Source organism: Kitasatospora sp. NPDC001132, from assembly GCF_053598415.1.
In genome coordinates this window covers 139,047-157,554 of the sequence record NZ_JBSFKF010000017.1, presented here as the reverse complement: position 1 = coordinate 157,554, position 18,508 = coordinate 139,047, and the positions used below count along the sequence as shown (strand labels likewise).

The window sequence follows — 18,508 nt, the reverse complement described above, 5'->3', positions numbered from 1 at the left end:
CAACACACACCTCACTCGATCGCCCGATACCGCGGTTGTCGAGTCTCGGGCGGGTTCGCGCGGCGGGGCAACGGGAGAACTACTCAATTCCCGTGCGTCCGTAAGATGGCGGCCCATGGAATCGGAGGCAGCCACGGGGACGTTCGCCGGCCCGGACGTCGCACTGACGCCGTTGATCGGGCGGCGGGCGGAGACGGCCCGGATCGCCCGGTTGCTCTCCGGCGCGCGCCTGGTCACGCTCAGCGGAACCGGGGGCGTGGGCAAGACCCGGTTGGCGCTGCGCGTGGCGGCGGGCGCGGCGCGATCCGCCTTCCCCGACGGCGTGTACGTGGCCGAACTCGCCGACCTGCGGGACCCGGAGCTGCTCGCCCCCAGCGTCCTGGGCACCCTCGACGCGGCGAACCCGGGCCGCCCCGGCGCCGATGCGACGACCGTCCTCGCCGCCCGGCTGCGCGAGCGGCGTGCCCTGTTGGTGCTGGACAACTGCGAGCACCTGATCGACGCGTGCGCCCGCCTCACCGACACGCTGCTGCGTGCCGCGCCCGGGCTGCGGGTCCTGGCGACCAGCCGGCAGCCGCTCGGCATCGCGGGCGAACAGGTCTTCCCCGTGGAGCCCTTGCCGGTGCCGGACGCGGACGCGGACGCCGGTACCGGCCACGGCCTGCGCGCCGTGAGCGGCAACCCGGCCGTAGCGCTGTTCACCGACCGGGCCGCCGCCGTGCTGCCCGGCTTCACCCTGACCAGGGCCGACGCCGCCGCCGTCGCCGAGCTCGTACGCCGCCTGGACGGGCTGCCCTTCGCGATCGAGCTGGCCGCGGCCCGCATCCGGAGCCTGACGCCGCAGGAGATCCTGGAGCGGCTCACCGACCGGTTCGCACTGCTCACCGGGGGGAGCAGCGTCGCCACCGACCGGCAGCGCACCCTGCGCGCGCTGATCGACTGGAGCCACGACCTGTGCACGGCGCGCGAACGGCTGCTCTGGGCACGCGCCTCGGTGTTCCGCGGCGGGTTCGACCTGGAGGGCCTCGAACAGGTCTGCGCGGACGCCGAACTGCCGCCCGCCGCCCTGCTCGACGCCCTGGACGGCCTGGTGGCCAGGTCGATCGTCAACCGCCGCCAGGTGAACGGGCGTTCGCGCTACCACATGCTGGAGACGGTACGGGAGTACGGGTACGAGCGGCTGGCCGCGTCCGGCTCGCTCGACGCGCTGCGCGGCCGCCACCGGGACCGGTACGCCGAACTGACCGCACGAGCCGGGCGGGAGTGGTTCGGGCCCCGGCAGGTCGACTGGTTCACGCGGCTGCGCCTGGACCACCCGAACCTGCGCGCGGCCCTGGAGTACTGCCTGGAGCGCGGGCAGGCGCGGGCCGGTCTGGCGCTGGCCGTGTCGCCCCGGCACTACTGGATCACCGCGGGCCTGCTGCCCGAGGGGTGCCACTGGCTGTCGCAGCTGCTCGCCGCCGACCGCGCCCACGGCGAGGGCGGCGACGACGCCGGGCCGGACGCCGCCGTCCGCGTACAGGCCCTGGTCACCGAGACGTACCTGCGCATCCTGCGGGGCGATCCGGAGGACGAGGTCCGCCGCGCCCTCGCCGCCTGCGAGGCGGTGGCCGGCCGGGGCGGACACCGGCGGGAGTCGGCCTGGGTGCGGCACCACCACGGGATCCTCGCCGTCTGGCGGGAGGACTTCGCGAGCGCCGCCGAGCTGTTCGCGCGGGCGCACAGCGAGTTCCGCGCGCTCGGCTGCCTCGACGCAGCCCTCGAATGCCGGGTCAAGTTCGCCATCGCCAACGCCTACGGAGGCCAGTCCGCCGTGGCCGACGAGGCGTGCCGAGAGGTCGAGGAGGCCGCCCGCGCGCACGACGAGTCATGGCTGCGCGGCATGGCCCTGCTCGCCCGCGCCCTGCTGGCCCTGCGCGCCGACGCGCCCGCCGACGCGATCACGCACGCCAGGGCGGCCATCGCCCGGCTGCGCCCGTTCCAGGACTGGTGGGACGTGGCCATGTGCGTGGAGGTCATCGCGTGGAGCACCCGGGACGACCCGCGGCGCACCGCCCGGCTCCTGGGCGTGCTGCACCTGCTGTGGGAGTCGCTGGGTGGGCGACTCGGCGCGGCGCCGTTCATGCGCGCCCGGCACCTGCGCTTCGACGCCGCGGCGCGGGAGGCGCTGCCCGCCGCCGCCTTCGACCGGGAGTTCCGCCGCGGAGCGCGCGCCACCGTGGACGAGGCGATGGCCTACGTACTGGAGGACGCGGCCGGGGTGCCGGGACTGACGCGGCGCGAGAGCCAGATCGCGGAACTGGTCGCCGAAGGCCTCACCAACAAGGACATCGCGGCGCGCCTGACGATCGCGCAGCGCACCGCGGAGAACCACGTCGAACGCATCCTGGACAAGCTGGGGTTCGCCTCGCGCACCCAGCTCGCGGTGTGGACGTACGAGCAGCGCGACGAACCCGCCGGGAGCCGGCGGTGGTCAGGGCCCACGGAACGGGCGCCGGCGGACCCCGGTGCCGGCGCCGAGTCCTGATGCCGGCACCGGTCCGCCGTGGAGAATCACGTCATGCGCATTCTGATCGTCACGACCGGCTCCCGCGGGGACGTCGCTCCGTTCACCGGCCTGGGCCGACGCCTGGTGGACGCCGGGCACCGGGTCGCCGTGGCCGCCCATCCGACCTTCGCGACGCTGGTCGAGTCCTGCGGCCTGGAACACCGGCCAGTGCCGGGGGACCCGGAGGCGTTCATCCGTGACAGGGCCCGTGCGACGTCCCCGGCGGAGACCCGCGCGGTGACGGCCGCGTTCGTGGACGGGCTCGCCGACGGCGTGGCGGACGCCGTGGCCGGCGGGGCCGACCTGCTGCTCACCGCCTTCGCCCCGTCGCCGTTCAGTCTGACGGCCGGGGAGGCCCATGGCGTGCCCGTCCTCGGCACGTACCTCACGCCCGCCTTCGCCACCGGGGAGTTCCCGCTGCCCGGCCCCGCCGGCGGCGGGGACCTGGGACCGGAGGGCAACCTCGCCGCCGGGCAGGAGCGGCTGCGGAGCGCGGAGCGGCTGTTCTCGGGTGCCGTGGCCCGGCTGCGCGAGCGCCTCGGCCTTCCCGGTACGACCTCGCCGGAACCGCTCGGGCACACCCGTCCGGTCGTCCACGGCTACAGCCCCGTGCTGCTGCCGCGCCCGGCGGACTGGCCGGCCCCGGTCGAGGTGGCGGGCTTCTGGTGGCCCGCCCGGCCACAGGGCTGGCAGCCCCCGGCCGAACTGGTGGACTTCCTCAGGGCCGGTCCGGCGCCGGTGTTCATCGGGTTCGGCAGCATGGCGCCGGGGGAGGGGGCGCGGCTCGGCGAGCTGGTGACGGCGGCGGTGCGGCGGGCGGGTGTGCGCGCGGTGGTCCAGGCGGGCTGGGCCGGGCTGGAGGCGGCGGGCGACGGCGTCCTGTCCGTCGGCGACGTGCCCCATGACTGGGTTTTCCCCCGCACGGCCGCGGTCGTCCACCACGCCGGAGCGGGCACCACCGGCGCGGCGCTGCGAGCCGGCGTCCCCGCCGTACCGGTGCCCGTCATGGCCGACCAGCCGTTCTGGGCGGCGCGGCTGCACCGGCTGGGGGTCGCCCCGGAGCCCGTGCCGTTCGCGGAGCTCACCGCCGAACGCCTCGCCGCCGCGATCACGGCGGCCCTGGCCGAGCCCGTCCGCCGCCGCGCGGCCGCCGTCGCCGGGCTCATGGCGGCCGAGGACGGCGCCGGGGCGGTCCTGTCCCACGTCGCCCGGATCGCCGACGGCCCCGGCCGCTGAGCCCCGCCGCTCGTTCTCGCCGCCGATCTCCGCGACTGTCCCCACCGACCGTCCCCGCCGGCCGTTCTCGCCGGCCGAGCCGTGCAACCCCTTCCGCGGCGCGGGGGTGAGTAGGGCAGAGCGGCGGTCCGGTCGGGCCGTCGCGTGGACGCGAAGAGGAATCGGATGACCGCGAGCACATTGCACGTCCCACCGGAGGACCGGCCCCGGCCCGTCACGGCAACGGTGTCCGCCGACGGCCCCGGCCGGTGGGAGCCCGACTTCGAGGCGTTCGCCGCCACGCGCTGGCGGCGGCTGGTGCGCACCGCCTACCTGCTCACCGGCGACCATCACGAGGCCGAGGACGTGGTGCAGGCGACGTTCGCGAAGGTCTTCAGGAACTGGTCCCGGATCAGCCGCCTGGACGAGCCGGACGCCTACGTCCACCGGGCCCTGGTGAACAACAACCTGAGCCGCCACCGGCGGCGCCGGGTCAGGCAACTGCTCGTGCCCGTCCTGCCCGACCGGGCGTCCACCGCGGGCAGCGGCGGCCACCGCGAGGTCGAGGAGCGCTCGGTGCTGCTCCAGGCGCTGGCCGAACTGCCGCAGCGCCAGCGGGCCGTGGTCGTCCTGCGCTACTGGGAGGACATGAGCGAGCGCCAGGTCGCCGACGTGCTCGGCTGCTCGCCGGGCAACGTGAAGAGCCAGGCGAGCCGGGGCCTGGCGAAACTGCGCGCCCACCCGGCGCTGGCTCCGTACGCCCCACAGGCAGCGCGCGCGGTGGACACCGACTCGACGATCGACGGCACGAACGGAGGCAACAGGTGATGGACACCGAGGACATGGTGCGCGGCGCCCTGCGGGACGAGGCGGCCCGGGTCGCGGTGGCGGACTGGTCCGCCGGGCCCGTGCGGGTCCACGTGCGCCGCCAGCGGCGCCGGGTGGCGATGGGCGCGTCGGTGGTGGTGGCCGCGCTCGCCGTGGTGGCCGGCACGGCCACGGTGCTGTCCGCGCAGCTCGGGGGCACGGCCGTCGGGCCGGCCTCGCAGGCTCCGCGGCTGCCGGAGGGGCCGGCTCCCGAGGCCGTGGTGGTGGAGCCCGGCAGGCAGCTGCCGTTGGGCCGCCAGGACTGGTGGATGCAGCTGAAGGACCAGGAGATCTGCATCCACGACGCCCCTGCGTACGGAAGCGGTCCGGGCTGCGGCGGGCACTCCTGGGCGGGGGGCGCGACCGAGATCACGATGCAGTACTACGGGAACCCCCCGCAGTACCAGGAGGCGCTGTACAACCTCGTCTACCGCGGGCCCGGACAGGTGGCCCGGATGGCCGTCGAGGTGGGCGGCCGGTCGTACTGGGCCACCGTCGCCTCGCTCCCCGGCGACCCGGGCTACGCCACCGGCTACCTCTGGGGGCCCGGCGACGCGACTGCCCATGTTCGGGAGGCGGACCCGCTCCAGGGCATCAGGATCGCCGCGTACGACGCCCAGGGGAGGGTGCTGGCGAGCAAGACGGTCTCGCCCTGAACCCGGTACGGGCAGCCCGCACCAGCGCCGTGCCGACGGGGGGTTAGCATCCACGTAGCCGCGACCCCACGGCTTCACGGCCTCCCGGCTTCACGGCCTCGCGGCCCGGGCCACGCGGAACCGAGCGGAACTGAAAGGCGGAGACTGCCATGGGAGTTGAGATCCAGGTCGAGCCCCTGGGCGACCACGAGCACCTGGTTCGGGTCCGTGAGGGCGCCGTCGAGGCCGAGACCCGGATCCGGGTCACCGACGGCGTCCTCGACCTGCCGCAGGTCACCGGCGCGGACGAGACCAGGATCGTCCAGGAGACGGTGGCCTTCCTCGTCGAGCGTCAGCCCGTCATCGACATCCCGCCGATGATCGACCTCGACGACCTCACGGACGCCTACGGCGCCCCTTATCTGGAGGACCTCGGCCGCCGCCTCGCCGCGCGGTAGGCCGGAGCGTCGTCCCGCCGCGCGGTGCCTCGCCGCGCGGCGGGACTCCAGAGGTCGGTCCGCGCCGCCAACGCGCCCGAGTTTCCGGTCAGTTCGGTCGCGCCCTGATCGGGCCGCCACGGCGCTGCGCCGGCCGGGCACCAGGGGACGGGCCGGGTCTGCTACGTTCACCTGCACGAATGAACCAGTTCGGGCGCATGACTGTTCGATCGCCACGCTGCCGCCCCAGGGCTGGTTCGTCCGCGCACCACAGGTCGACGAGCAGGGGGACGGACAACCATGAACGCCTACGCGGACCCGGGCGGACCGGTCGGGCTCTACGGGCTCCCGCCGGCCGGGGCGCCGATCGCGCCGACCTTCGGCGTCAACCCCGCGGACCTGGACGCGGCGGCCAAGGCGGCCAAGGAGACCGCCGAGGCGATGCCGAACGAGCTCAAGACCATTCACGACCCCTCGGACAAGGCCGCCGCCGCCCTGTCCGGCTGGCGCGTCGGCGCCTCGCTGAAGAACTGCGCGACCGCGTGGGAGGAGTGCCTGAAGAACCTCGCCACCGAGGTCGACCAGGTCAGTCTGAAGCTGGGCCAGACCGCCGCCGGCTACCGCAACGCGGACAAGAACAGCGCCGCCTCCCTCAAGCCGCAGGCGGGTGGCTGATGGTCACCCTCGCCCAGCTGCGCGACGCCGACCTGTCCGGCCTCCAGCCGGCCGCGACCGCGTACGACACCCTCGCCGGCAACTTCGGCAAGCACGTCCAGACGATGCAGCACGAGGTCACCAAGCACATCCTCAACGCGAACTGGGTCGGCAACGCCGCCGGTGCCGCCAACGCCTCCCTCCAGCGCACCAGCACCCGTCTGGACGCGGCGCACACCGAGATGTCGGCGGTCTCCGGGCTGCTGCGCGAGGCCTCGGAGAACTTCCTGCTGGCCCAGTCCGAGCTGAAGGTCGCGCTGCAGGAGGCGCAGAACCTGGGGCTGACCGTCGCCGACGACGGCGCCGTGTCCTGGCCCCCGCCGTCCCAGGCCGAGCGCAACGACCCGGGGTACAACGTCCCCGAACGGGCGAAGGCACTCGCGAACCGGATATCCCACGCCGTCGGCATCGCCGACAACGCCGACCAGAAGGTCGCCAAACTGCTCGACGACCTGACCGCGCGGGCCCGCAACGGCACGGGGCTCGACGCCGACAAGGCCGCCGCCGACCTGAAGGCCGTCACCCAGCAGGGCATCGACCTGATGGCCGCCGGGTTCCCGCCCGCCGGCGCCCAGCCCACCGAGGTCAACTCCTGGTGGAAGGGGCTGGCACCCGACGAGCAGCAGCGGCTCATCGAGTCCCATCCGGACCTGCTGGGCATGCGCGACGGCATCCCGGCGGAGGCCCGGAACCAGGCCAACCGGCTCAACCTCGCCCACCTCATCACCGAGTACGAGCACAAGTCCGGGCTGACGGACGGCGAGAAGCAGAAGCTCGAGGGCTTCCGCGCGATCAGGGCGCGGCTGGAGTCCGGCAAGGACAAGCAGCCCCCCATGTTCCTGCTCGGCGTCAGCGAGGAGGGCCAGGGCCGCGGCATCCTCTGCTACGGCAACCCGGACACCGCGAAGAACGTCAGCGCGTACGTGCCGGGGCTGGGCACCACGCTCGCCGCCGTCGGCGGCAAGGACGGCGACCGCGCCCTGAACGTGTGGAACGCCGCGCACAACGCCGACCCCAACGCCGAGGTCGCGTCGATGGTCTGGCTCGGCTACGACCCGCCGCCGGGCCTGGAGAAGCTCGCCGACGGCGACCTGCGCCCGCTGGAGGTGATGGGGACCGACCGCGCGTCCAAGGGCGGCGCCTCCTACGACCGGTTCATGGCCGGCCTGCGCGCCACCCACGACGGGCCGCCGGCGCACCTGGTCGCCCTCGCCCACAGCTACGGCTCCACCACGGTGGGCCTGGGCGCGCAGATGCCCGGCGGCAACGGCGCCGACGACATCATTCTCGTCGGCTCTCCCGGTACGGGCGCGCAGAAGGCCTCGCAGCTGCACATCGCCCCCGAGCACGTGTGGGTCGGCGACGCGGAGAACGACCCGGTCAGCCACCTGCCGAGCAAGGACCGGGTCGCCAACGACGCCGCGGGCGTCGAGATCGGCACCGGACTCCTCGGCCCCGGCGGCGGTTCCCTGCTCGGGGGCTTCGTCGGTGACAAGCTGTACGACTGGTTCGGCCCCGAGAACGAGCTCTGGTTCGGCCAGGACCCGGCCAGCAAGCAGTTCGGCGCCAACCGCTTCGCGGTCGCCGACGGGCCGTCGCTCTCCTTCGACTCCCACTCCGACTACATGACCGACCCCAACGACGCCCAGTCGAAGACCCTGGAATCCGTCAACAACATCGGCCAGATCGTGGCCGGACAGTACGACCACGTCACGAGGCAGGACCACCGATGAACCGTTCCCCCCGCCCCGCCCTCGTCCTGGCGGTCGCCTGCGCCGTCCTCGCGTTCGGCGTCACCGCCTGTGCCGGCGGGGGCGGCGGCGGTACGGGCGGCGGCCGGAGCGGCGGCGGGACCCCCGGGCCGCTCATGGCGCCCGCGCAGGCCCTGCAGAAGCTCGACTCCCTGCTCGACGAGGTGACCTCGGGCGTGCAGCCGGCGCTGCGCTGCCGGGACGCCTGGCCGGAGGCCACCGTGCAGTACTCCAAGGGCCTGGACGAGCACTCCCTCGGCTACGCCAAGGCCTCCCGCCAGCGCCACGTCATGACCAAGGTCGCCCCCGCCAAGTACGGCGCCCTGCTGGACGCGGTGCGCAACACCTGGCAGGCCAAGGGCTACAAGGTCGAAGCCGGGCCCGCCAACCTCCAGGCCCTGTTCGCCACCACCGCCGAGGGCCACGGCGTGAGCATCACCATCCACCCCGCCGGGAACATCGACATCGGGGCGACCGTCAGCCCGATCCCGGTGCCGGAGGGCCAGGACCCGTTCGGCACCCCCACGCCCGAGCCGACCACGGCCGGCGGGGCCCCCGACGTCATGCCGACGTACGACGACCCGTACTGGTCCGTCTGATCGCCGGGTCCTCGGCCGTCCCGGGGCCGCCGCCCCGCTTCCCCGCTCGCTCCGAAAGTCTCCGCATGACCCCCGAACAGGCCGTCCAGGCCCTCGACGCGCTTCTCGACGAGGCGATGTCCGCCATCCGCCCCCCGCTGCGGTACTGGGACGCCTGGCCCCGCTCCACCGAGCAGACGGCCGGCCCGGAGGACCGGTCCCTGGGCTACGCCACCGCCACCCGGGACCGCCATGTGATGACGAAGGTCGCCCCTTCCCGGTACGGCGCGCTGCTGGGGATCACCGAACGCGGCTGGAAGGCCCGGGGATACCGGATGACCGCCGTCAACCCCCGCCAGCCCGCCATGTTCGCCGCCACACCGGACGGGTACGGCGTGTGCATGCTCTTCGGCGCCGCCGGCAACATCACCGTCCAGGCCACCGTCGGCCCCATCCCGGTCATCCGCGACCGTGACCCCTTCGGCACCTACGAGCCCGAGCCGACCCTGCCCGACGGTCGGCTCGACGTGTTCCCCCGCTACGACGACCCGTTCTGGTCGTGCTGACGGGGCGTCCCGTGTAGCCGTGATCGTAGCGGTTGCGCATCACATGGGGATCGGTGCCGGGTATTGCCGCGCCGGAGTCCTCGGGCCAGTGTGGAACGGTTCGGCGACTCACCGACGCGCACCGGGAGTCGGCCACGGAGGTGCCACGCGGCGAGTCGCTGTTCCCGTGCTGCCCCAGGTGGAGGTCTTCGGTGTCGAAGCGTCCGGTGCGGTGGTGCGGATCGCCGCCCGCGTGGCTGCTCCGGGTGCGTCATGTCCGGATTGCGGGACGTGGTCGGAGCGGGTCCACGGCTCCTACCTGCGCTATCCGTCGGATCTGCCCATCTGCGGGCGGCCCGTGACGGTTGCCCTGCGGGTGCACCGCTTCGCCTGCCAGGCCCCGGTGTGCCAGGGCCGCCGTTTTCGGCAGAGGTGAATCCGAGACAGGTGACATGTCACACCCTATTGATCGCCCCGCCGGTCTTGTGAGACGGTGCGTCACACGCTTCGGATGCCTCCCACGTCCCGACGTCCGTGGCGCTCCGTTCGCGTTTCCCCCACAAAGGAATAGACGATGCGTCCGCTCCCACGCATGTCCAGGCTGCTGGCCACGGCTGCCGCGGCAGGCACCGTCCTGCTCGGCATATCCGCCGGACCGAGCCAGGCCGCCCCCACGCCGGTCACCCCCGGACCGGCCGCTTCGAACACGTACCAGCCCTCCGGCAGCTCGTCGGAGGTGCCCGGCAGCCCGTTCGCCGATCCCGAGAGCCCCGCCGCGCCGCAGGCCCGCCGGCTCACGGCCGCGCAACTGCCGCTGGTCAACCCGCTGTCCGTCACGGCGCCGGAAGAGACCGGCCCGGACAAGGGCCTGGCCAAGGCCGCACCGCGCGCGCTCGTGGCGGGGCCGGTCACCGCCCAGTCGTGCACCCCGGCCGACTTCGCCGGCAGGACCGGGGCCGCTCTGGTGTCCTACGTCAAGGCCTCGACCCCCCAGTGCATCGGCTCGCTGTTCCTGCTCGGCGGCAGCCCGTACGCCTCGGCACTGTTCCGCCAGAGCCAGATGGCGACGATGGCCGACGCCTTCCAGAGTGCCGCCGCCTCCTACCCCGGCGACAACTCCGCCGACACCTGGCAGGTCGTCCTGTACCTGCGCGCGGGCTACTACGTGCAGGAGAAGGACCTCGCGCACGTCGGCCCCTACGACGCGACGCTGACCGCCGCCGTCACACGCGGCATCGACGCCTTCCTGGCCGGCCCGCACGCCGCGGACGTCACCGACGCGAACGGCCAGGTCGCCAACGACGTCATCATCCTCACCGACAGCGCCGGGCAGCAGGGCCGCTACCTGAACACCTACCGGCAGGTGCTGAACGGCTACACCAGCGCGTACGACAGCTCGAAGAACCTGCTCACCTACGTCAACAGCGCCCTCAACGCGCTGGACCGGGGCCACCAGTTCAAGTCCTTCGTCGACGCCGTGACCGCGGACCCGGGCATCATCGACACCCTCGACGCGTTCACCCGCACCCACCACGACCTGCTCGGAACCTACCCCGGCTTCCTGGAGTCCAACGCCGGCATCGAACTGACCCGGTTCGTCAAGTACCCGGCCTTCCAGGCCAGGATCCGCCCACTGGCCAAGGCCCTGCTCGACAGCTCGTCGATGACCGGCCCCACCGCCCCGCTGTGGGTCGGCACGGCCAACACGGCCGCCTTCTTCGACAAGGAGCAGTGCTCCTACTACGGCGTCTGCGACCTGAAGCAGCGGCTGACCAAGGCGGTGCTGCCGATCAGGCAGACCTGCAACGCCACCCTCACCGTCCTGGCCCAGGACCTCACCGCGGCCGAACTCGCCGCCGTCTGCGCCGACCTCAAGGGCGAGGACGCGTACTTCCACAGCCTCGTCCGCGACAACGGCCCCATCCCCGGCCAGTACGAGTCGTCCGTGCAGCTCGTGGTCTTCGCGAGCCAGGCCGACTACCAGACCTACGCCGGCGCGATATACGAGGCGAACACCAACAACGGCGGGGTCACCCTGACCGGGACCCCGAGCGACCCGGCCAACCAGCCGGTCTCCCTCATGTACCGGCACCCGAACGAGAACGGCTTCACCGCCCGGATCTGGAACCTCAACCACGAGTACGCCCACGTCCTGGACGCCCGCTACGACATGAAGGGCGACTTCTACCAGCAGACCAGCGTGCCCGACCTGTGGTGGATCGAGGGCGTCGCCGAATACGTCTCCTACACCTACCGCGGCGTCACCGACGTCAACGCGGTCTCCTGGGCCCCCAAGCACACCTACGCGCTCAGCACCCTGCTACAGAGCACGTACCTGAACAGCGACGTCGTCCGCACCTACCACTGGGGCTACCTGGCCGCCCGCTACATGATCGAGCGGTACCCGGGCGTCGTCCAGACCATGCTCGGCTACTTCCGCGCCGGCGACTACGCCCGCGCCTACGCGTACTACAACGGCATCGGCACCGCCTACGACGCCGACTTCACCAGGTGGGTCGACACCTGCGCCACCGACACCTGCCTCACCGCGGGCACCCCGAAGGCGGCCTTCGACGCCACGACGCGGGGCCTGAACGTCCAGCTGACCGACCGCTCCACCGAGACCGCGGGCAAGGGCAGCATCACCGGCTGGGCCTGGAACTTCGGCGACGGCACCACCGGTACCGCGGCCTCCCCGGCGAAGTCCTACCGCGCCGCCGGTAGCTACACCGTCACCCTCACCGTCACCGACAGCAACGGCAAGACGGCCACCACGAACCGGACCGTCACCGTCACCGCCCCGGCCGCACCGGTGGCCTGCACCGACCCCGACACCCGGAAGCTGGACTACAACTGCTTCCGCGCCGACCGCTCCGCCGAGGCCGGAAGTGCGGACATGATGTACATCTACATGCCGGCCGGCACCACCACGCTGACCGTCTCCGCCACCGGCGGCACCGGGACCGCCTACCTCTACTACAACCCCACCAGTTGGGCCTCCAACACGGACTACGCCGCCTCCTCCACGAACAGCGGCACCACCCAGACCGTGACCGTCACCAACACCACGGCCGGCTACCGCTACATCACCCTCTACGGCAAGACCGCCTTCAGCGGCGTCACCGTCACCACCCAGTACTGACCGGCGCGTGAGCCCGGATGCCCTGGCTCACGCATCCCCGGGGATGCGTGAGCCAGGGCATCCATGTGGGCCTCTGCGGCGGACGAGGTCCATGCAGGCCGCCGCGGCGGCCGAGCCCAGGATGCTGACAACTCCCGGCCTTGGCAGTCACATTGATGGAGCGTCAGCAAGTCACCGGAACTTCCACCACCGGCCGAGTGCCCCATGGGCCGCTTCCCTGCACCGTGAAGGTGGCACGCACTGTCGAACCGCACGGGGCGGTGGCGGTGAAGCCGTTCACCTGTACCGCGGTGGAATGGAACGCCGTGCTCCCGCTCACGGAGCCAAGCGAGTTGCCGCCGACCACCTCGGCCGACAGATTGGTGTACAGGGTCTGCCACGACACCGGCCCGTCGGGCGGGCCGGCAAGGCCGATCTTCCCGTAGATCACGATGCTGCTGCCGGTGACGTCTGCGCAGGCGTAGGTCGCCAACCCGGCCTGGAGGCCGTACTTGCAAGTCGTGACCGTGGCGGTGGCGGTGTCAGCGCCGGTCGCGGCGGCGAAGGCCGGCACGGGCGCCGCGAGCAGGGCGGCGGCACCGGCGGCGCCCACCGCGATGCGGGTGATGCGGTTCATGGTCTTCTCCTTCAGACGATGTGAGAAACCGTTCGAAGACAGGCACTGCTAGCCATGTGACATTTCACGTGTGCCATGACCCAAACTTTGTCATGCGATTCCAAGGCTCCGACCCATTTTTGCCTTCGATATGCCAGCCCGTCTGAAAGTCAATCCTGGGTGACGTAAATCCGCCCGGCTGGGCCAATGCGGCTACCACCTCGGGCGAACCCGCGTCGAACGCCGGGTGAACCACCTCCCCGCCGTCCGGCTCGCGGCCTCCGCCGTCGGCCAGACCGCCAGGCTCGACACCTCCCGGTCGGGCAGCAGGTCCACGGGCCGGCGGATCTCGGCGTCGACCAGCACCGTCCCGTAGGCGCGGCTCTTGCGCGTCGCGTACTCGTCGATGCCCACCACCCGAGGAGCCGGCGGCACCGGGTCGGGAAGCTCCTCGGCCAGAAGCAGCACCGTGATCCGGCTCACCGACACCCCGAACACGGCGGCGGGCCAGCCGGGCGCCGGCCCGCCCGGCAAGCCGCCAGGCCGACCGAGGCGAGCGTGGCCCACAACTGCTCGGGCCACCGGCCGTGGCGTCGTGTCAGCCCTTCGATCTGCTCGGCGAACGTCCACCGCCCGAACTCCGGGGTTGCCGCCTACGAAGTGCCTCACCCGCAAGCTCAACCGGACCCGTCTGCCCCCGACCGGACCGTCGACGGGAAACCGCAGGTAGGAGCTGTGCACCCGGATCGACCAGTCCCCGCACCCCGGGCAGCTGTGCCCCACCGCCGAGCACTCGACCTGCACGTTCACCGACTCGACGTCCACGTCGACCGACAGCACCCTGACGCCCGCGACCGACGGCAGGAGATCCCCCGACCAGTTCGACCTCACCGGTGAACTCCTCTACCGGCTCGCGGACGGCAGCATCCTCCTGGGATACACCCGGTTCTACGAGGAACATCGGCTGATGCCGCTGGTCGTGCGCGACGGCGTCGTCATCTGGCCGTAGCGGCTGTAGTGGCCGATCGGCCGACACCGGATCCGTGCACGGCCCGTTCCCAGAGGTCCAGCCCCGCGCGGAGGAGTTCGCGCACGGCCGTGGTCTCCTCGTCCGTCCAGGCTTCCTCGCCGGCGGACGCGTCGAGGGCTTCGCCGCCGAAGAGCTTCTCGTAGGCGCTGTCATGGACCGGCCCCTGGGACGGAAGGGCTGGGCCGCCCTTCAGGGTGTGGGAGAGGTCCTCGAAGAAGTTCCACGCGTCCAGCAACTCGACCGCCGCGACCGGGTCGGGGAGGCCGGGGTGCTCGACCCACCGCCGTACGGCGGCCAGATCGAGCGTGCCCTCGCCCTCCGGGACGAGCTCCCAGCCGTTGCGGTCGCAGGATTCCTGCAGCGGCCCGAGCTCAGCGAAGGCGAGGAGGCTGCCGAGTTCGTCGACGACGAACTCGTCGGGGGCATCACCCTCTCCGGGACGCCAGATCAGCGTCAGGTCGCCGCGCCTGGTGACGATGCGGTACGGGTAGTGGTCGGCCATGCGGGGCTCCCTGATGCCGTGGCGGCGTGCGCCACCGTGGTCATTCTGCCTGCCGTGATCGCCGCGTGGCGGTCTGGGTGCGGCAGTGGGTGAGGGCGTAGCGGATGCGGGGGTCGGGGTTGGGGGTGGTGGTGAGGAGTTCGCCGGCGGTGGTGAGGGTGGTCCAGTAGGTGGTGGGGTCTCCGGTGCGGGGGAGGGGGTGGGTGGCGGTGAGGGAGAGGTAGGCGGCGGTGAGGTTGCCGGTGGTGAACCAGCGGGTGAGGCCGTGCTGGTGGCCGGGGCGGATGCCGCCGATGGCGTCGATGGCGACCAGGAAGAGGTCGACGACGGCGAGTTCGGTGGGGGTGAGGGGTTTGGGGATGTCGAAGACGCCGAGGGCTTCGAGGAGTTCGCCGGTGTCGGCTTCGGTGTTGGGGCGGGGGTCGGCGAGGAGGGCGTCGTGGCAGTCGGCCAGGCGGCGGGTGGTCTCGGCGAGGGGGATGTCGAGGGCGAGGCAGACCGCGCGGGCGACGGGCAGCGGCTGGTGCCCGAGGCGGGCGAGCAGGGCGTAGGTGGCGGCGGGGGTGGCGCCCCGGGAGAGGGTGTGGCGGGCGAGGGTCGCGAGGTTCATGGGGGGTTCGGGCTTTCAGACGGTGACGAGGGCGGGGGCCGGGGCGGGGGCGATGTGGGCCCAGACGAACTTGCCGATGCCGCCGGGGCGGGTGGCGCTGCCCCAGCGTTCGGCGATCTTGTTGACGAGGAAGAGTCCGCGTCCGTGCTCGTCGTCGGGGGCAGGCACGTGGAGGGCGGGGCACCCGGAGCCGGCGTCGTGGACTTCGATCCGCAGGCGGGAGCTGACGAGCGAGAAGCGGACTTCGACGTGCCGGTCGTCGGGCGCGTCCGAGTGCTGCACGGCGTTGGCGAACAACTCTCCGAGGATCAACTCGGCCGTGTCGCCGTAGCGTTCGCCCGAGGGGAGCCCGGAGAGGTAGGCCCGGAGCATGTAGCGGGCCAGGGGCGTGGATTCGGTCCGCGAGTCGAGGCGGGCGACGAACGCGCGGGGCTGGTGGGTTTTGAGCATGGGGGAGCACCTCACGGGGGCAGAGGGGGGCGTGCGACAGGAGCGCGCAATCACGCTATGCAGGCAGATGACTGCGTTCCGGTCTCAAGTGTCCGGGGTGCAGAGGTACGGTGATGGCCGAAATCAGGTACCAGACACATGCGGTACGTAAGGGGTCGGGCATGGCACACCGGCGGCTGAAGAGCGAAGTGACGGCCAGTTCGGCACGGATCTTCGGCGAAGAGCTGCGGTTCTACCGGGAGGTGGCCGGCTACACGCAGGAGCAGCTGGCGAGGCTCCTGCACTGCACTCGACCGAACATCACAAGGTATGAGTCCGGCCAGAGGCGCATGCCGCCGGAGATGGTCGAGCGGGCCGACGTGCTGCTCGACACGGGCGGGTCGCTGAAGCGGCTCTGGGATCGGGTCGACTGGAATGCCGAGGTTGAACACCCGAACTGGTTCCAGATCCATGTCGACATGGAAGCCGAGGCGGTAGCCGCACGGATCTTCCAACTGGCCGTCATTCACGGACTGCTGCAGTGCCGGGAGTACGCGGAGGCCGTCTTCGGCATCAGCGATGCGGCCGGAAAGCCAGAAGAGATCGAGGAGCGGACGGCGGCTCGACTGGCGAGGCAGACGCGCTTCCTCGATCCGGAGGGCCCGCTGCTGCTGGTGATTCTGGACGAGAGCGCCATTCGAACCGTCTTCGGCGGTCCCGGTGTCATGCGACGCCAGATGGAACACCTGCTGACTGTTGCGGAACTCCCGAACGTGATCATCCAGGTCGCGCCATTCGGCTCCCGACAGGCCATCATCGACAAGTCCATGGTGATGCTGGAGATGCCTGACGGTCGGAACTGCGTGTACTCCGAGAGTCTGGATCGCGGGCACGCCAGTGACGATCCGGCGATCGTGGCGGCGCATCGCCGCAGCTATGATCTGGCCCACGGGGCGGCACTGCCAGTCACCGACTCGCTTGCACTGATCGCCGATGCGCTGAAGGGGTTCATTGATGACGAGGATCGAGCTCAACGCGACCGCCTGGCGCAAGAGCAGCCACAGCGGCGGCAACGGCGGCGACTGCATCGAGGTGGCCCCCGGATTCCCCGGCCTCGTCCCCGTGCGTGACTCCAAGGACCCCCACGGCCCGGCGCTCGTCTTCCCGGCCGCCTCCTGGGACTCCTTCATCGCCGCGATCCAGGCGGGTGAGTTCCCGATCGGGAACTGACGCCCGCTAAGCAGTGTCCTGACCTCCTCCCGGCCCTAAAGGACCGGGAGGACGTCAATCAGGAGGCGCACGGCTCGATCTCCCCCGCGAAGACGATGATCTGGTCGATGAGGCTCCGTCGCAGGTGGACGACATCCGTTCCCGCCAGGCGGGGGCCTCCGTCAGGCGTGGTGAAGACCCACTGGTACCGGGCCCATTCGTCAGGCATGTCCACCGCTGAGCAGCGCACCATCGTGCCGGTCCCGGCCGGGTGGCGTCGGATGTCCAGCACGAACCGCTCGACCGCCCCGATCCCTTCGGTGCGACCCAGCGGCCCCCAGAAGATCACGTCTGAGGTCAGGGCCTGGGAGAGCAGGGCAGTCACATAGCTGTCGTCCGAGGCGTTGAACGCGGAGATGAACGTGTCGATCGCGGAGCGTGCGGTCTCTTCCTGCATACCCCAGTAATACCAGCCGTTTCGCGTGCGCTCGACCCAACCACGGACCGCCTTCCGATCACGGTGAACCTTCCCGGTTACCGCACCAGCCGAGTTCCGGCTGGTCTACGGTGCGTTCGACTTCGCGGTGACCGCCACCGACGACCGGTACTTCCTGGAACGCAGCCCCAACGGGCAATGGGCCTGGCAGGGTTGCGGCTCCACCTCGGCGATCGCCGGGCCATCGCCGGGGCCGTGGCGGAGGTGACGGCCTCGTGCAGGATGTATCCGTCCGCCCCGGTGCACCGCTGAGCTGGTCCCGTTCGGATCCGTCCACGAGGCAGGCCACCCGGGCGCCGCGACGGCGATCGCCTCCAGCGCCGCACACAGTGTCCCGCCTACGAACGTCGGCCGTCGTGGGCGGGCCGATGTCGAATGCGCGCAGGGCCCCGACCGCAGGCAGCGGTCGGGGCCCCTCAGTGCGCATCAGGTCAGTCGAGCGGCGGCGTGAGCTCCACCTCGTAGCGGTAGAGCCGGCCGTTCACCCAGCAGGCCAGGTCGGCGCCGTCGGTGTGCCGGGCGAGTTCGGCGAGTAGGCGCTCGGTGAACTCGCCCAACTTCCGGGCGTCGAGCGGGGCGGCGGCGGAGCGCGCCCCGGCAGCGAAGGGGAGTTCCTCCGCCCGGTGGGACACGGTGTAGGTCACCGAGTCGCCCGCGCCGTCCGACGGGACGATGTGCCGGCCGGGCTCGTCCTCGCTGAAGACGAGTCCGGTGCCCGAGGCGGCGCGGTTGGCCGCCTCGACCAGGGAGAAGCCGAGCTCCGCGGGCGGAGCCCCGCTCCCCAGCCGCAGGTCGACCACGCCCTGGGACGGCTCCGGGAGGGCCCGGTAGCTGTAGGCGTCATCGACCTCGAACACCGACTCCGCCTCCGGCCACACGGTGTGCAGCTCGGCGACGAGGGAGCGGCAGAACGCCCGCAGCGAACCGATGCTGTCGTCGGTCTCCTCGGTCGTCCAGTAGATGGACACGTGGATGAAGCAGTCGTAGTCCCGCTCCCCGGCACCGGACGACTCGACGGCCGGCCCGGAGAGGTCGCCGGGCGCGCTGCTCAGCCGGAGCCGGAACTTCGACCCGTCCGTGCCCACGACGTGGTGCCACGGATCCGTGAGCGGATCGGCGGTCAGCGTGAGGACGTCGGAGATCTCCCGGGCGGTGAGGGCGGGACCGGAGGGTCGTCTTACCAGGATGGCGGCATCGGTCGACAT

The 18,508-nt window shown here is 72.0% G+C and carries 20 protein-coding genes and 1 pseudogene; 14 read left to right on the top strand and 7 right to left on the bottom strand.

What is annotated here, in order from left to right; all coding sequences use genetic code 11:
- Nucleotides 1-115 precede the first annotated feature (115 nt).
- The 11 genes from ACWDBE_RS22945 to ACWDBE_RS22895 all read left to right on the top strand — a co-directional run bounded on the left by ACWDBE_RS22945 (nucleotide 116) and on the right by ACWDBE_RS22895 (nucleotide 12,432).
- A complete protein-coding gene (locus ACWDBE_RS22945; protein ID WP_449808906.1) occupies nucleotides 116-2,527 on the top strand; it encodes an ATP-binding protein in 2,412 nt (803 codons plus the stop codon).
- A 33-nt stretch (nucleotides 2,528-2,560) separates the two neighbouring features.
- Nucleotides 2,561-3,784 (top strand): glycosyltransferase, encoded by a 1,224-nt coding sequence (locus ACWDBE_RS22940; protein WP_449808905.1) that lies wholly within the window; start codon nucleotides 2,561-2,563, stop codon nucleotides 3,782-3,784.
- Nucleotides 3,785-3,949: 165 nt separating this feature from the next.
- A complete protein-coding gene (locus ACWDBE_RS22935; protein ID WP_449808904.1) occupies nucleotides 3,950-4,591 on the top strand; it encodes a SigE family RNA polymerase sigma factor in 642 nt (213 codons plus the stop codon).
- Entirely contained in the window at nucleotides 4,591-5,286 is a 696-nt protein-coding gene (locus tag ACWDBE_RS22930; RefSeq protein ID WP_449808903.1) for a hypothetical protein, read from the top strand. Before ACWDBE_RS22935 ends, ACWDBE_RS22930 begins: the two co-directional genes overlap by 1 nt.
- A 149-nt stretch (nucleotides 5,287-5,435) precedes the next feature.
- The gene (locus ACWDBE_RS22925; protein WP_449793207.1) at nucleotides 5,436-5,723 is read left to right on the top strand and encodes a hypothetical protein; all 288 of its coding nucleotides are present in this window, start codon (nucleotides 5,436-5,438) and stop codon (nucleotides 5,721-5,723) included.
- Between the two features lie 279 nt (nucleotides 5,724-6,002).
- On the top strand, nucleotides 6,003-6,377 hold the full coding sequence (locus ACWDBE_RS22920) for a type VII secretion target (RefSeq protein ID WP_392870403.1): 375 nt from the start codon (nucleotides 6,003-6,005) through the stop codon (nucleotides 6,375-6,377).
- Nucleotides 6,377-8,149, top strand: a complete 1,773-nt coding sequence (locus ACWDBE_RS22915; protein WP_449790610.1) for an alpha/beta hydrolase — start codon at nucleotides 6,377-6,379, stop codon at nucleotides 8,147-8,149. The genes ACWDBE_RS22920 and ACWDBE_RS22915 overlap by 1 nt, the downstream gene beginning before the upstream one ends.
- Nucleotides 8,146-8,766, top strand: coding sequence for a hypothetical protein (locus ACWDBE_RS22910; protein ID WP_449790609.1), 621 nt, complete (start codon nucleotides 8,146-8,148; stop codon nucleotides 8,764-8,766). The genes ACWDBE_RS22915 and ACWDBE_RS22910 overlap by 4 nt, the downstream gene beginning before the upstream one ends.
- Nucleotides 8,767-8,831: 65 nt before the next feature.
- On the top strand, nucleotides 8,832-9,311 hold the full coding sequence (locus ACWDBE_RS22905) for a hypothetical protein (protein ID WP_449790608.1): 480 nt from the start codon (nucleotides 8,832-8,834) through the stop codon (nucleotides 9,309-9,311).
- Nucleotides 9,312-9,354: 43 nt separating this feature from the next.
- Nucleotides 9,355-9,726, top strand: coding sequence for a transposase family protein (locus tag ACWDBE_RS22900; protein WP_449790614.1), 372 nt, complete (start codon nucleotides 9,355-9,357; stop codon nucleotides 9,724-9,726).
- A gap of 156 nt (nucleotides 9,727-9,882) precedes the next feature.
- Nucleotides 9,883-12,432 carry a collagenase gene (locus ACWDBE_RS22895; protein WP_449808902.1) on the top strand — a complete coding sequence of 850 codons (2,550 nt, stop codon included), beginning with the start codon at nucleotides 9,883-9,885 and terminating at the stop codon, nucleotides 12,430-12,432.
- Between the two features lie 163 nt (nucleotides 12,433-12,595).
- On the opposite strand, the gene ACWDBE_RS22890 is transcribed toward ACWDBE_RS22895, so the two are convergent.
- The 5 genes from ACWDBE_RS22890 to ACWDBE_RS22870 all read right to left on the bottom strand — a co-directional run bounded on the left by ACWDBE_RS22890 (nucleotide 12,596) and on the right by ACWDBE_RS22870 (nucleotide 15,619).
- Nucleotides 12,596-13,048: a hypothetical protein gene (locus tag ACWDBE_RS22890; protein WP_449790606.1), complete on the bottom strand. Its 453-nt coding sequence runs from the start codon at nucleotides 13,046-13,048 to the stop codon at nucleotides 12,596-12,598.
- A gap of 192 nt (nucleotides 13,049-13,240) precedes the next feature.
- Nucleotides 13,241-13,510, bottom strand: a complete 270-nt coding sequence (locus tag ACWDBE_RS22885) for a hypothetical protein (protein WP_449790605.1) — start codon at nucleotides 13,508-13,510, stop codon at nucleotides 13,241-13,243.
- 512 nt (nucleotides 13,511-14,022) lie between these two features.
- Nucleotides 14,023-14,559 (bottom strand): hypothetical protein, encoded by a 537-nt coding sequence (locus tag ACWDBE_RS22880; RefSeq protein ID WP_449808901.1) that lies wholly within the window; start codon nucleotides 14,557-14,559, stop codon nucleotides 14,023-14,025.
- A gap of 40 nt (nucleotides 14,560-14,599) precedes the next feature.
- Entirely contained in the window at nucleotides 14,600-15,169 is a 570-nt protein-coding gene (locus tag ACWDBE_RS22875) for a hypothetical protein (protein ID WP_449808900.1), read from the bottom strand.
- 15 nt (nucleotides 15,170-15,184) lie between these two features.
- Nucleotides 15,185-15,619 carry an ATP-binding protein gene (locus ACWDBE_RS22870; RefSeq protein WP_449790602.1) on the bottom strand — a complete coding sequence of 145 codons (435 nt, stop codon included), beginning with the start codon at nucleotides 15,617-15,619 and terminating at the stop codon, nucleotides 15,185-15,187.
- Nucleotides 15,620-15,780: 161 nt separating this feature from the next.
- On the opposite strand from ACWDBE_RS22870, the gene ACWDBE_RS22865 reads away from it, so the two are divergent.
- A complete protein-coding gene (locus ACWDBE_RS22865) occupies nucleotides 15,781-16,728 on the top strand; it encodes a helix-turn-helix domain-containing protein (protein ID WP_449808923.1) in 948 nt (315 codons plus the stop codon).
- The gene (locus ACWDBE_RS22860) at nucleotides 16,691-16,828 is read left to right on the top strand and encodes a DUF397 domain-containing protein (protein WP_449808899.1); all 138 of its coding nucleotides are present in this window, start codon (nucleotides 16,691-16,693) and stop codon (nucleotides 16,826-16,828) included. The genes ACWDBE_RS22865 and ACWDBE_RS22860 overlap by 38 nt, the downstream gene beginning before the upstream one ends.
- A gap of 58 nt (nucleotides 16,829-16,886) precedes the next feature.
- Here ACWDBE_RS22860 and ACWDBE_RS22855 read toward each other — a convergent pair whose 3' ends face one another.
- Entirely contained in the window at nucleotides 16,887-17,264 is a 378-nt protein-coding gene (locus ACWDBE_RS22855) for a nuclear transport factor 2 family protein (RefSeq protein WP_449790599.1), read from the bottom strand.
- Between the two features lie 88 nt (nucleotides 17,265-17,352).
- Here ACWDBE_RS22855 and ACWDBE_RS22850 point away from each other — a divergent pair.
- Nucleotides 17,353-17,511: pseudogene (locus ACWDBE_RS22850) on the top strand (ATP-grasp ribosomal peptide maturase); the annotation flags it as partial.
- Nucleotides 17,512-17,734: 223 nt separating this feature from the next.
- Here the strand turns inward: ACWDBE_RS22850 and ACWDBE_RS22845 are convergent.
- Complete coding sequence (locus tag ACWDBE_RS22845) at nucleotides 17,735-18,508, bottom strand: hypothetical protein (protein ID WP_449790598.1); 774 nt, start codon at nucleotides 18,506-18,508, stop codon at nucleotides 17,735-17,737.

Bases quoted from the DNA above. Each gene is read 5' to 3' on its own strand.
- ACWDBE_RS22945 (WP_449808906.1), top strand. From the start codon at position 116: ATGGAATCGGAGGCAGCCACGGGGACGTTCGCCGGCCCGGACGTCGCA.
- ACWDBE_RS22940 (WP_449808905.1), top strand. From the start codon at position 2,561: ATGCGCATTCTGATCGTCACGACCGGCTCCCGCGGGGACGTCGCTCCG.
- ACWDBE_RS22935 (WP_449808904.1), top strand. From the start codon at position 3,950: ATGACCGCGAGCACATTGCACGTCCCACCGGAGGACCGGCCCCGGCCC.
- ACWDBE_RS22930 (WP_449808903.1), top strand. From the start codon at position 4,591: ATGGACACCGAGGACATGGTGCGCGGCGCCCTGCGGGACGAGGCGGCC.
- ACWDBE_RS22925 (WP_449793207.1), top strand. From the start codon at position 5,436: ATGGGAGTTGAGATCCAGGTCGAGCCCCTGGGCGACCACGAGCACCTG.
- ACWDBE_RS22920 (WP_392870403.1), top strand. From the start codon at position 6,003: ATGAACGCCTACGCGGACCCGGGCGGACCGGTCGGGCTCTACGGGCTC.
- ACWDBE_RS22915 (WP_449790610.1), top strand. From the start codon at position 6,377: ATGGTCACCCTCGCCCAGCTGCGCGACGCCGACCTGTCCGGCCTCCAG.
- ACWDBE_RS22910 (WP_449790609.1), top strand. From the start codon at position 8,146: ATGAACCGTTCCCCCCGCCCCGCCCTCGTCCTGGCGGTCGCCTGCGCC.
- ACWDBE_RS22905 (WP_449790608.1), top strand. From the start codon at position 8,832: ATGACCCCCGAACAGGCCGTCCAGGCCCTCGACGCGCTTCTCGACGAG.
- ACWDBE_RS22900 (WP_449790614.1), top strand. From the start codon at position 9,355: ATGGGGATCGGTGCCGGGTATTGCCGCGCCGGAGTCCTCGGGCCAGTG.
- ACWDBE_RS22895 (WP_449808902.1), top strand. From the start codon at position 9,883: ATGTCCAGGCTGCTGGCCACGGCTGCCGCGGCAGGCACCGTCCTGCTC.
- ACWDBE_RS22890 (WP_449790606.1), bottom strand. From the start codon at position 13,048: ATGAACCGCATCACCCGCATCGCGGTGGGCGCCGCCGGTGCCGCCGCC.
- ACWDBE_RS22880 (WP_449808901.1), bottom strand. From the start codon at position 14,559: ATGGCCGACCACTACCCGTACCGCATCGTCACCAGGCGCGGCGACCTG.
- ACWDBE_RS22875 (WP_449808900.1), bottom strand. From the start codon at position 15,169: ATGAACCTCGCGACCCTCGCCCGCCACACCCTCTCCCGGGGCGCCACC.
- ACWDBE_RS22870 (WP_449790602.1), bottom strand. From the start codon at position 15,619: ATGCTCAAAACCCACCAGCCCCGCGCGTTCGTCGCCCGCCTCGACTCG.
- ACWDBE_RS22865 (WP_449808923.1), top strand. From the start codon at position 15,781: ATGGCACACCGGCGGCTGAAGAGCGAAGTGACGGCCAGTTCGGCACGG.
- ACWDBE_RS22855 (WP_449790599.1), bottom strand. From the start codon at position 17,264: ATGCAGGAAGAGACCGCACGCTCCGCGATCGACACGTTCATCTCCGCG.
- ACWDBE_RS22845 (WP_449790598.1), bottom strand. From the start codon at position 18,508: ATGTCGACCGATGCCGCCATCCTGGTAAGACGACCCTCCGGTCCCGCC.